The organism is Zhongshania aquatica (assembly GCF_027257955.1).
GTDB classification, from domain to species: domain Bacteria; phylum Pseudomonadota; class Gammaproteobacteria; order Pseudomonadales; family Spongiibacteraceae; genus Spongiibacter; species Spongiibacter aquatica.
On sequence record NZ_JANZNQ010000020.1, the window covers coordinates 33725 to 46693 of the forward strand.

Sequence of the window (12969 nt, forward strand, 5' to 3'; positions counted from 1 at the left end):
ACGTAGTAAGTCTTTATAAGACAGCTAGAATATATATATATTCAATAAAACCAAGAATTGAAGACAAAAAAAAGCCCAGTAAACACTGGGCTCCTTTTTAATACTGCTATTGCAGGCTTAGAGACTTGAATTAAGCTCTGGCACCGCATCAAACAGATCTGCAACTAAACCATAATCCGCGACCTGAAAAATCGGCGCGTCTTCGTCTTTGTTGATCGCGACAATGACTTTAGAGTCCTTCATTCCCGCTAAATGTTGGATTGCACCCGAGATACCAACCGCGATGTACAGACCAGGCGCGACGATCTTACCAGTCTGACCGACCTGCATATCGTTAGGTACAAAACCTGCATCGACAGCTGCGCGAGAAGCACCCACCGCAGCACCCAGTTTATCTGCCAAGGAATACAGCATGGCAAAGTTATCGCCATTTTGCATACCACGGCCACCAGATACTACGATACTGGCCGCAGTTAACTCAGGACGATCGCTTTTCGCAACTTCTTCGCGAACGTAGCTAGAATTACCGGCGTCATGCGCACTGCCAACTGCTTCTACTGATGCGCTGCCACCTTCCGCTGCAACTGCGTCGAACGCAGTAGTACGAACAGTGATCACTTTGATTGAGTCAGAGGACTGTACAGTCGCGATAACGTTACCTGCATAGATAGGACGCTTGAATGTATCAGCGCTTTCTACAGAGATAATTTCAGAGATCTGCGCAACATCTAGCAGCGCAGCAGCACGTGGCAATGTGTTTTTACCGTTGGTGGTAGCTGGGGCTAAGATATAGCCGTAGTCTTTACCAAGCTCAGCAACCAACAAACTTACGTTCTCAGCAAGTTGGTGTCCGTAAGCTGCATTGTCGGCAACAAGAACTTTGCTTACGCCATCAATTTTCGCTGCAGCTTCTGCGGCAGCGCCGCAACCTTCACCGGCAACAAGAACGACAATATCGCCACCGATTGCTTTCGCAGCGGCAACAGTATTTAAAGTAGCGCCTTTAATTGAGGCATTGTCATGTTCTGCAAGAATTAAAATACTCATCAGATTACTTTCGCCTCGTTTTTCAGCTTATCAACAAGTTCAGCAACATCAGCGACTTTAACGCCAGCTTGACGCTCTGCAGGCGGCTCAACCTTAAGTGTGGTCACTCGCGGCGTCACTTCAACACCTAGCTCTTCTGGTGTCATTGTATCTAAAGGCTTTTTCTTCGCCTTCATAATATTGGGTAGCGACGCGTAACGCGGCTCATTCAAACGCAGATCTGTAGTCACTACAGCAGGTAACGCCAGTTTAACAACCTGTGAGCCGCTGTCGACTTCACGAGTAACAGTGACACTATCGCCCTCAACAACAACTTCAGACGCGAAGGTACCCTGAGACATCCCAGATAATGCAGCAAGCATCTGGCCTGTTTGGTTGTTATCACCGTCGATCGCCTGCTTACCAAGAATCACCATTTTAGGCTCTTCTTTATCAACAACGGCTTTCAACAATTTAGCAATGGCTAGAGGCTGAACCTCAACGTCTGTCTCAATCAAAATGCCGCGGTCAGCACCCAGCGCCAGCGCAGTACGAATCTGCTCTTGGCATACTTTAGGACCGATAGAGACAGCAACTATTTCGGTTACCACGCCTTTTTCTTTCAGGCGTACAGCCTCTTCAATGGCAATTTCGCAAAATGGGTTAATAGCCATTTTTACATTATTCAGATCAACGCCAGTACCGTCCGATTTCGGACGTACTTTTACGTTGTAGTCAACTACTCGTTTGACAGCAACCAGAACCTTCATGGATTCCCCAGTACACGCGTAAATTAAATGGAATGGCTTTATATCCCTACGCTGTGGAACTGCAAACCAGTTCCAACCGGATAAAGCCTCTTTTCAAAGCGCGGTTATATTGACGCGTATAAGACCTAAGGTCAATAAAAGCAGCATATTCACCTCGCGAATAACAGCTATTCGCAAGCTATTCATAATTGGAACATTAATTAGTAAGGTTTTGTTTAAAAAAGGTTTTTTTTGCGCACCAGATTGTAAGAATAACAAATAAGTAAGGAATAAAACCCCTGCTAAAGTAGCGTTTTAAAGCCTCAGGTTTTATAATTCGCGCCTTAAATCGGTCATAAACCGCCCAAAACAAGGGCTATGCAGCTATAGCATACAGAGGAGAGAGTCTGTGGAACGCGAATCAATGGAATTTGACGTCCTGATCGTTGGGGCTGGCCCCGCCGGATTGGCTGCGGCGTGTAAAATTCGTCAGTTAAGCGAAAGCACCGGTAAAGACATCAGTGTTTGTGTTGTAGAAAAAGGCTCTGAAGTCGGCGCTCACATTCTTTCAGGTGCTGTTTTTGAACCCACCGCGCTAAATGAGCTTTTTCCAGACTGGAAAGAAAAAGGCGCCCCGCTCAATACCCCGGTAACGGGCGACGACATCTACTATATGACCAGCGCCGAGAAGGCGATCAAGGTTCCTGGTTTCGCTGTACCAAAGACAATGCACAACGAAGGCAATTACATTATCAGTCTTGGCAATTTGTGCCGTTGGATGGCTGAGCAGGCCGAAGGTATGGGTGCTGAAATATACCCTGGCTTTGCCGCTGCAGATGTTCTATTCCATGAAGACGGAAGCGTAAAAGGTGTTGTAACTGGCGACATGGGCATTGCAGAGGACGGTAGCCACAAAGACAGCTACATGCCCGGCATGGAGCTTCACGCAAAGTACACCCTGTTTGCCGAAGGCTGCCGTGGTCACTTGGGCAAGCGCCTGATGGAAAAATTCGATTTGAATGCGGGCAAAGATCCCCAGCATTACGGCATCGGTATTAAAGAGCTGTGGAAAATTGATCCTGCCAAGCACGAAGAAGGTAAGGTTATTCACGCGACTGGCTGGCCCTTGTCAGAAAATGGCGCTTTTGGCGGCAGCTTCCTGTATCACATCGAAGACAATCAGGTGTCCATCGGTTTAATTACCGACCTGTGCTACGACAACCCATATTTATCACCATTTGAAGAATTCCAACGCTTCAAAAAGCACCCTACCATTTCTCAGTTCTTGGAAGGTGGAGAGCGTATTTCTTACGGTGCGCGCGCTATTGCAAAAGGTGGTTTGCAATCACTACCAAAAATGACCTTCCCAGGCGGCCTATTGATTGGATGTGATGCTGGTACGCTAAACTTTGCTAAAATCAAAGGCAGCCATACTGCGATGAAATCAGGCATGATCGCAGCTGAAGTGGTTCACAAGGCGATTACTGAGAACGAAGCCACTGGTGCCGAGTTAACGGAATACAAAACGGCGTTCGAAAGCTCGTCTCTTTATAAAGAACTTTATGAGCAACGCAACTTCGGTCCAGCTCAGCACAAATGGGGTAACTTGGTAGGCTCAGCCTATGCCTTCATTGACATCAACCTTTTCGGTGGCAAACTTCCGTGGACATTAGGTGACGATCACCCAGACCACGCGGAAATGAAGCTGGCGGCAGATTCAAAGAAGATCACCTACGCGAAGCCTGATAACAAAATCACCTTTGATAGGCTGACGTCTGTCTTTCTATCTAATACCAATCATGAAGAAGACCAGCCCTGCCATTTAACCCTGAAAGACCCAGAGCTGCCTATTCGCGACAACTTGCCCAAATACGCCGAACCTGCGCAGCGCTACTGCCCAGCGGGTGTATATGAAGTTATTGAAAGTGCAGACGGCACACCGAAATTCCAGATCAACGGCCAGAACTGTGTGCACTGTAAAACCTGTGACATTAAAGACCCTGCACAGAATATTGTATGGGTAACACCTGAAGGCTTGGGTGGACCCAATTACCCAAATATGTAACCGTTTTTTTGTAATAAAAAAGGGCAGCTTACGCTGCCCTTTTTGTTTTCTTTCAAAAAATTACTATAAAAAAATTAAATGCGACCTAGCTCAAAATTCTCACTGCCAACTTTCAACACCAATTGGCCATCAATACATTCAGCCAGTTCAACTAATTTATAAAAACACGCTCGATTAATTCTGGCCTCTAAACCATGCTCAAGGACTACAGCCGGTTTTGGCTCTTGCGTCGCCTCATCCGTAACGACCTTTAGCGGATGCACGGTACCGAGTTCCAACCACATATCGACATTGGTTTTTACAGCAATTCGCCGCCCTTCTGCTAGCTCACTCACTTCAAAATCAATAATCTGTAAGGGCAGGTCTTCTACCGTAATTCGCCACTTCTCAACAGGGGTTACAAGATAATACTCACCATCCTTTTCACGCCGTAAAATAGAAGCAAACAAGTTTACGAGTTTATGGCGTTTTATTTCGCCCCCTTCATGAATCCAGCGGCCATCTGAAGTTATGACAATATCAATATCGCCGCTTAACTCTGGATGCCACTTTTCAATAGGAGGCGCACCTCGTTGATCGCGTAACAGTGATTCTATTGCTGTTAATGTTGCCATCAAAGTACCCTCCTAAAGCACGCTTTCTTTACGGAATGAGTAAGGGGCTTAATGAATCAACCTAACGTTTATTACGCCCTCTAAAGCCGCCAATTCAGACAAAAGTGAGTCACTAATATCACCACCTAAATCAATTAGGTTGTAGGCAATCTCATCGCGACTTTTATTTAGCATATCAACAATATTGATATTTGCGTCAGCCAAAATCCCCAAGATACTGCCAAGAATTTTAGGAACGTTATGGTTGGCTATCGCTATACGACAGCAACCACTGCGTTCTAATTGCAAATTTGGAAAATTAACGGAATTCTTTATATTTCCATTTTTAAGGAAATCATCTATCTGCTCCGCTGCCATTACCGCGCAATTATCTTCCGCTTCGTCAGTGCTGGCACCAATGTGTGGCATTAAAATCACATCGTCACGTCCAATCAGTGACGGCACAGGGAAGTCGGTAATGAACTGACGCAATTGTTTCTTATCGAGCGCAGCGATTACCGCATCAACATTTACAATTTCTTCTCTAGCGAAGTTAAGCAAACAACATTCCGGCTTGCAGGCGGCCAATAAGTCAGCGTTTACCAAACCACGGGTAGACTCTAAAACCGGCAAGTGAAGAGTTATATAGTCGGCCTTTGCAAACAGACTGCCGATATTTTCCATCTTCTTAACAGAGCTAGGTAGACGCCAAGCTGCGTCTACTGATAACGCAGGGTCGTAGCCAATAACATCCATACCTAAGTTCAGTGCTGCATTAGCGATCATTGAGCCTATCGCACCGAGACCAACAACTCCCAGTGTTCTGCCAGCTAACTCATTGCCTTTGAAACGTTTCTTTTCTTTTTCCAGCAATTTTGCCATTTCACCGGCATCGTTCATATCGCTTAGCGAATTCACATAGGAAATGCCTTGCAAGATTCCGCGAGAGCCGAGCGCTAAACCAGCAATGACCAACTCTTTAACGGCATTGGCATTTGCGCCAGGGCTATTAAAGACAGGAATACCACGCTCTGTGCACGCAGCCACTGGAATGTTATTAGTTCCGGCACCGGCGCGACCAATTGCTTTAACAGTCTTCGCAATGTCATCGGCTTGTAATTTGTGACTACGTAATAAGATGGCATCAGGGGTCGTAAACTCACTCGCAATCTCATAGCTTGCGCGAGGCAAGCGCTCTAAACCTTTCGGTGAAATTTGATTAAGGGTCAATATTTTGTACACAAAAACATCCTCGTTACTAATTAACCAATCATACGATGGCGCTGCGCGTTCGTATTCAAAGGCATATGATTAAACGCGTCTTCAGGACTGAGTTGTACCTGCTGCCCTAATGGCAGGCTGTGAAAATACGAAACATTTTCAATTTTTCCACCCATTGCCAATGCTACGGTGTAATTAAGATTTTTACACAAAACTCGGAAATCCCAGCGGTCAGCTTCCGGGCCAATAAATCCGTCGAAGCCACCCTCTTCATCTAATACAATCGAAAAGTCGTGCAAGGGGATAGAAAGGCCTTCACCCCGTGCTTTTATATATGCTTCTTTAAGAGTCCAATAACGATAAAATCGGTCTAATTTCTGGTCATCGGAGCAGCTATTCAATGCTTGCAACTCTAGCGCCGAAAAATAGTCATCAGCCATATTTACGACACTTTGGTTTTCTGCATGACTTTCAGCATCGACACCAACATCATTATCTCTCGTGACAACGCATACAGTCAGCCCACTTGTATGGGCTGTATTAAACTGAATGATCCCTCGCGCTTCGCTATTATTTAGTTCTGGTTTACCAAAATCATTTACACAGAAGCTAATTTTCTCTGGTGCAAGATCACAATATTCAGATAGCACAGTTCTTAATAACGCACGACTGACAAGATAATCTTTGCCGTTGCTGCCATGCATTAATTGTTGGTATTGAGCTAACTCTGCGGGAGATAACATCGCCTCATACTGATCTACTCGACTGTTGAGTCGATGATCATCGGTAAAACAATACCAAACGTCGATATGGCCAATTTGTAACGGTCTTTTCGGTACAGCGGAAATCATTATTTTTATATATCCAAGTGATTATCACTGTAGCTGCTGCACCACCGTAATAATCACATTTAATCAATTAATTTTTATCTCAGCGCTTTCCCACAAACTATTAAAGTAGGCAGAAAACTCTTGAGATGATTTATTACGATAAGCATTTTTCTCAGCTTCCATCGCAACATTTCCTGTCAACGAAGATAAATCGCCGTAGCGGACTTCTAGCAATTGTAAAACGACCTGATCACCACCGTTTTTGCGTAAAGTACTTACGCTGGCTTGAGATCCTGGACGAGGCATTGCGAATGCCTGATTACGTATCGATGAATCAACACTGATATCGCTGCGCTTACCATCGACAACGCCATTCCATACTAGGCCATGTTCTTTAGCGACCTCCTCCGCACGTCCTCCGGCATTTAACGCAAGCTGCAACTCCTTCGCCTTAGCCAAGGCCGCAGCAGCTGCCTTGTTGTCAGACAAGGTAGTTTTAATTTCATTCCTTACGGTTTCTAAAGGCTTCGGTTCTGGCGCTTTATATTCCTCTATGTGAAGAACTACATAGCGATCTGGCGTGAGCTCTATAACCTCGCTATTCAAACCTTGACTACGGAGCTCTTGGTTGAAAGCAGCTTGTTTTACTGCGGGAAATGCGAACAATCCTTCGGTTGAATTTTGACTCAGTAATTCGCTTTGACTCACTTTCAACTTCATTTCTTCAGCTGGCATCTTCAGACTCTCAGCGTTGAAAACGAGGTCTTTTAGGGTATCAACAGCCCCAACGAGACGAGGTTGCGCTTTTTGCTGACGTAAACGCTCAGTAATTTCCAAACGCGCCGCATCAATATCGGGTACTTCAGGCTTGCGAATACTGACTAGTTTAATCAGATGCAAACCGGCTTCAGTTTCAACAACTGGAGACAATTCACCCTCGTTTAAATTAGCCAAGGCTTCTTCGAATTCCGCAGGAAAACTTTCTCCACTGGTAAACCCTAGTAAACCGTCATTAGCAGCAGAACCCGCGTCCGCAGAATATTTTTTCGCCTCATCCCCAAAACTCGCGCCGGCAAGAATTTCAGCACGTATCTTTTCTAGCTGCGCTTGTGCTTCTTCACGACTGCGATCATCGTTTACTTCAATTAAAATATGGGCGGCTTCGCGCTCAATTTGATTATTGCTTGCCTCTATTAAGCGCTGGTATTCGGATTGAACTTGATCCTCCGAAACCGGCTCATAGAACTGCTGCTCAGTAAGTTCAATGTAGGAGAAACGAACTTTCTCATCGCTTAAGAACGCATCTGTATTTGCTTCGTAATAAGCGGCAACTTCTTCGTCACTGACCGTGACGTTGTCAGTGAACCTAGCAAGGGGAACGTTAATGTAATGATAATCACGCGACTCGTACAATAATCCCACAGCACGAGTAATTTCAGCGTCACTAACAATAGCAGAACCGGCAATAGCGGTTGATAGCTGCTGAATCGTTAAATCGGATTTTAACAACTGCTTGAAGAAACTACTGTTATAACCCTGTAGACGCAGAACTTGCTCATAGCGTTCTTGCGAGAAGCGACCATCTTCCTGAAACTGTGGCATTGCCACAATCGTGGCGTTCAGCTGCGCGGTAGAAATTTCGATATTTTCATTCTTGGCAGCTTGCAGAAGAAGCTGTTGCTTAATCAGGGTGTTTAAAGCCGGTTTTCGCAAAATTGTATCATCTAGCATGCTAGGGTCAATTTGATCGCCCATCATGCTTAACAAGCGACGTTTTTGCAGGCTAATTGCCTGTTGCAACTCTGCCTGTGAAATCTTGGCACCATTTACGACCGCCGCGGGTGTTGGTGAGGAGCTATTGAATAAGCTATCGATCCCGAATAGTGCAAATGGCACTACAATAATCGCGATGATGACTTTGGCCGCGGTTCCCTGAATGTTATTGCGAATATTTTGCAGCATTGATGCTAAACCTGATTCTGAATCAAAAAAAAAGCGCACCTCTCGATGCGCCTTCTGTAAGAGGTTTTACCCCTACGGCCCCCCGAATGAACGGGACTGGCAGTCTATACCTTAATTACAGGCATCCTTCAGCGCCTTACCAGCTTTAAAGCTAGGAATTTTGGCTGCTGAAATTTCGATTGGTGCACCAGTTTGTGGGTTGCGACCAGTGCGAGCTGCGCGGTCTTTTACACTAAAGGTACCAAACCCAACTAAAGAAACTGAATCATCTGATTTCAGTGCATTAGTAATGGCTTCTACGGCTGCATCCAATGCACGTCCTGCCGCTGCTTTAGACAAATCCGCGGATTCTGCGATAGCGTCGATTAGCTCAGATTTATTCACTTATTCTTCCCCTTCAAATTGTTATAAAAAATATTTCTACGTTAACTGACTGGTGACCGTCACAAATATACCCATACGCTGTAAGAGCCATATGCGTAAAGAGTGGGATTTATACCAACTGCGCCGTATATGGTCAAGATATCTCTGCGTCTAGTGCGCGTTTGCGCGCGATTCACCAAGATTATCTCCGTTGCCATCAACGTTCTTGTGACTGTCGTCTATACCAGCAAGATAAGCTTCTTCAGAAATTTCTTCAGGAAGACTTTCCAGCGCAATATCTAGAACCTCATCAATCCATTTTACAGGACGGATTTCTAAATCGGCTTTTATGTTTTCCGGAATTTCTTTCAGATCCCGCTCGTTTTCCAGAGGGATTATAACGGTTTTTATACCGCCACGGTGCGCTGCCAGTAATTTTTCTTTTAAACCACCAATCGCTAATACTTGGCCACGTAGGGTAATCTCACCGGTCATTGCCACATCTGAACGAACAGGAATACCGGTAATCACCGAAACAAGTGCCGTACACATACCAATACCCGCCGACGGGCCATCCTTGGGCGTTGCTCCCTCTGGCATATGGATATGGATATCGTGCCTGTCATGATAGCGCGCGGGAATACCAAGACGCTTAGAACGGCTTCTAACTACCGTTGTTGCAGCTTGGATAGATTCCTGCATAACATCGCCAAGCGAACCGGTTTTAATATGACGGCCTTTACCGACAACAGAAACCGCTTCTATGGTGAGAAGCTCGCCACCGACCTGAGTCCACGCCAAGCCAGTGACTTGACCCACCTTATTTTCTTCCTCGGCCTTGCCAAAGGTATAACGACGGACGCCAAGATACTCTTCAAGATTTGCACTCGTTACCGAGATAATGCCGGTATCACCATGAAGGGCGACACTTTTAACGACTTTTCGGCAAACCTTTGCAACTTGGCGCTCCAAGCCCCTCACCCCGGCCTCGCGGGTGTAATAACGGACTATGTCTTGCAGTGCCTCATCATCAATTTCAGCTTCCGTCAGTTTTAAGCCGTTATTCTTTAACTGCTTAGGTATGAGGTACTTGCGAGCAATATTGATCTTCTCGTCTTCTGTGTAACCAGGAATCCGAATCACTTCCATCCGATCCATAAGGGCGGGTGGAATATTCAGTGAGTTAGACGTACAAATAAACATGATGTCAGACAGATCGTAATCGACTTCTAGATAGTGATCATTGAAAGCATGATTCTGTTCTGGGTCCAACACCTCTAGCAATGCCGAGGCAGGATCACCACGGTGATCCATCCCCATTTTGTCGATTTCATCTAACAAAAATAAGGGATTGCGTACGGCCGTTTTCGACATTTTTTGAATAACTTTACCCGGCATAGAACCTATATAGGTTCGACGATGACCGCGAATCTCGGCCTCGTCACGAACCCCCCCCAGCGCCATACGGACAAACTTGCGGTTGGTTGCGCGAGCGATAGACTCACCTAACGATGTTTTACCTACGCCAGGTGGCCCGACCAAACAAAGTACCGGCCCTTTCACTTTCTTTACCCGCTTTTGAACAGCGAGATACTCAAGAATGCGATCCTTGACCTCCTCTAGGCCATAGTGATCCTCATCTAATATTTCCTGGGCGCGTTTTAAATCATGTTTCACACGCGAACGCTTCTGCCAAGGAATATTGACTAGCCAATCAATGTAACCACGCACCACCGAGGCCTCGGCAGACATGGGCGACATCATTTTAAGTTTTGCTAATTCGGCTTTGGCTTTTTCAAGGGCTTCTTTACTCATGCCCGCCTTCAGAACCCTGCCTTCTAGTTCTTCGAGCTCATTTACACCCTCTTCAGATTCGCCTAATTCACGCTGAATCGCTTTCATTTGCTCATTCAGATAGTACTCGCGCTGGCTCTTCTCCATCTGCTTTTTAACGCGACCACGGATACGCTTTTCAACTTGAAAAAGATCGATTTCCGCTTCCATCAACCCCATTAAGTTCTCAAGGCGCTCGCGCTCATTAGCCATTTCCAAAACCGCTTGTTTTTGCTCAAGCTCCATGGTCATGTGTGCAGCGATGGTGTCGCCTAAACGGCCAGGATCATCTATTCCTGATAGAGATGTAAGAACTTCCGCAGGTATCTTCTTGCTCAGGTTGATGTACTTTTCAAATTGAGAAATAGCTGAGCGAAGCATTACTTCTGACTCATCGGCGGCTATTTTCTCGCCATCGATCGCCGTGATTTCTGCACTGAAATAATCTTCTTCTGCGGTCACCGCGTTTAGCTGTGCACGATAGGTGCCTTCCACTAAAACTTTAACGGTTCCGTCAGGAAGTTTTAGTAGCTGGAGGATATTCGCAACGGTGCCAATATCATAAAGATCATCTGTGCCTGGCTCATCGAGATCTGGATTACGCTGGGCAGCGAGTACAATTTCCTTGTTGCTAGCCATGGCTAACTCAAGCGCTCGGATCGACTTATCCCGACCTACAAATAGTGGGATCACCATATGGGGATAAACCACGACGTCGCGCAAAGGAAGCAGTGGCAATTCCATTATCTCGTGTGTGTCAGCCATTACGTTTCCTCTTAGTTAATCTGGTTCAATCCGCTCGCAGCGGATATTTGCCGCCAATACAGACAGCTTAGCTCTAAGATGGGGATTTGCGGAGTTAAAAACAAGACTTGACGTGTAAAGAAACTGACAAAAAAGAGAAACACTGCGAAAACGAGGTTTTCGCAGTGTTATTTAGCGGGGATTACTCTTTTGGAGCTGCTTTGCGCTGCTCATGCTCGCTATTGTGATACACCAATATCGGGGCAGAATCACCTTTGATGACCGAATCATCAATGACCACTTTGCTGACGTTATCCATAGAGGGAAGATCATACATCGTATCTAACAATACCGATTCGAGTATGGAGCGCAGACCACGTGCACCGGTTTTACGCGTCATCGCTTTTTCAGCAACTGATCGCAAACCATCTTCACGGAAGTCGACTTCTACGCCTTCCATATCGAACAACTTAGCGTATTGCTTGGTTAGAGCGTTTTTCGGTTCGGTGAGAATGCTGACCAAGGCATCCACGTCCAATTCTTCGAGCGTCGCTATGACCGGCAAACGGCCTACGAATTCAGGAATTAGTCCGTAACGCACTAAATCATCAGGCTCAACATCGGCCAAAATCTCACCCACGTTCCGAGCTTCATTTTTGCTCTTCACTTCTGCACTAAAGCCAATACCCCCTTTTTCAGACCGGTCGCGAATAACGCGATCGAGCCCTGCAAACGCACCACCACAGATGAACAAGATATTTGAGGTATCAACCTGCAAAAACTCTTGTTGCGGATGCTTGCGACCACCTTGAGGTGGCACTGATGCAACTGTTCCTTCGATCAGCTTAAGAAGCGCCTGTTGCACCCCCTCACCCGACACGTCGCGAGTAATCGACGGATTATCCGATTTGCGCGAAATTTTATCGATTTCATCGATATAAACGATGCCCATCTGGGCCTTTTCTACATCGTAATCACATTTCTGCAGCAGTTTTTGGATGATGTTTTCAACATCCTCACCCACATAACCGGCTTCAGTTAACGTAGTCGCATCAGCAATGGTGAACGGAACATCAAGTAATCGAGCAAGGGTTTCAGCCAACAGGGTTTTACCACTACCGGTTGGCCCTATCAGCAAAATATTACTTTTGCCAAGCTCTACGTCATCTTTGTGCTTATCGCCGTAACGCAGGCGCTTATAATGGTTGTAAACAGCCACAGCCAATACTTTCTTAGCACGAGTCTGACCAATAACGTATTGATCTAGCGTGTGATTAATTTCTTGCGGCGTAGGCAATTTGTCACGCCCCGCTTCGCTTGCTGCTTCCTGAACTTCTTCGCGAATGATGTCATTACAAAGATCGACACACTCATCACAGATAAAGACAGACGGCCCCGCAATTAATTTGCGAACCTCGTGCTGGCTTTTACCACAGAAGGAACAGTACAGCAGTTTGCCGTTATCATCTGTGCCGTCTTTACTACTCATTCATACCTACCTTGTTCTGATTTTGCAGGGTGTTCGAAGCACCTTAGGGTAAAGATGACGCCTTTTACCCGCTTTTGCAAGTTTGCACTATCCA

General features: G+C 45.9%; 10 protein-coding genes. 1 reads left to right on the top strand and 9 read right to left on the bottom strand.

From position 1 onward, the window contains the following. Positions 1-117: 117 nt before the first annotated feature. Together O9X78_RS16545 and O9X78_RS16550 are read right to left on the bottom strand one after the other, a co-directional pair. On the bottom strand, positions 118-1047 hold the full coding sequence (locus O9X78_RS16545; protein WP_269620842.1) for an electron transfer flavoprotein subunit alpha/FixB family protein: 930 nt from the start codon (positions 1045-1047) through the stop codon (positions 118-120). Beyond that, positions 1047-1796 (bottom strand): electron transfer flavoprotein subunit beta/FixA family protein, encoded by a 750-nt coding sequence (locus O9X78_RS16550; RefSeq protein WP_269620843.1) that lies wholly within the window; start codon positions 1794-1796, stop codon positions 1047-1049. Before O9X78_RS16550 ends, O9X78_RS16545 begins: the two co-directional genes overlap by 1 nt. A gap of 388 nt (positions 1797-2184) precedes the next feature. Here O9X78_RS16550 and O9X78_RS16555 point away from each other — a divergent pair, with 388 nt between their 5' ends. Beyond that, positions 2185-3840, top strand: coding sequence for an electron transfer flavoprotein-ubiquinone oxidoreductase (locus O9X78_RS16555; protein WP_269620844.1), 1656 nt, complete (start codon positions 2185-2187; stop codon positions 3838-3840). Positions 3841-3914: 74 nt separating this feature from the next. Here O9X78_RS16555 and O9X78_RS16560 read toward each other — a convergent pair whose 3' ends face one another. The 7 genes from O9X78_RS16560 to clpX form a co-directional block, all read right to left on the bottom strand. After that, entirely contained in the window at positions 3915-4454 is a 540-nt protein-coding gene (locus tag O9X78_RS16560; RefSeq protein WP_269620845.1) for a DUF1285 domain-containing protein, read from the bottom strand. Between the two features lie 48 nt (positions 4455-4502). Continuing rightward, entirely contained in the window at positions 4503-5675 is a 1173-nt protein-coding gene (locus O9X78_RS16565) for a phosphoglycerate dehydrogenase (RefSeq protein ID WP_269620846.1), read from the bottom strand. Between the two features lie 20 nt (positions 5676-5695). Further along, positions 5696-6505: a 4'-phosphopantetheinyl transferase family protein gene (locus tag O9X78_RS16570; protein WP_269620847.1), complete on the bottom strand. Its 810-nt coding sequence runs from the start codon at positions 6503-6505 to the stop codon at positions 5696-5698. Between the two features lie 63 nt (positions 6506-6568). Beyond that, positions 6569-8446 carry a SurA N-terminal domain-containing protein gene (locus tag O9X78_RS16575; RefSeq protein ID WP_269620848.1) on the bottom strand — a complete coding sequence of 626 codons (1878 nt, stop codon included), beginning with the start codon at positions 8444-8446 and terminating at the stop codon, positions 6569-6571. Positions 8447-8557: 111 nt separating this feature from the next. Further along, positions 8558-8830 carry an HU family DNA-binding protein gene (locus tag O9X78_RS16580; RefSeq protein ID WP_103684697.1) on the bottom strand — a complete coding sequence of 91 codons (273 nt, stop codon included), beginning with the start codon at positions 8828-8830 and terminating at the stop codon, positions 8558-8560. A gap of 150 nt (positions 8831-8980) precedes the next feature. Continuing rightward, entirely contained in the window at positions 8981-11407 is a 2427-nt protein-coding gene (gene lon / locus O9X78_RS16585; RefSeq protein WP_269620849.1) for an endopeptidase La, read from the bottom strand. Positions 11408-11588: 181 nt separating this feature from the next. Further along, complete coding sequence (gene clpX / locus O9X78_RS16590; protein ID WP_269620850.1) at positions 11589-12875, bottom strand: ATP-dependent Clp protease ATP-binding subunit ClpX; 1287 nt, start codon at positions 12873-12875, stop codon at positions 11589-11591. Between the last annotated feature and the right edge of the window lie 94 nt (positions 12876-12969).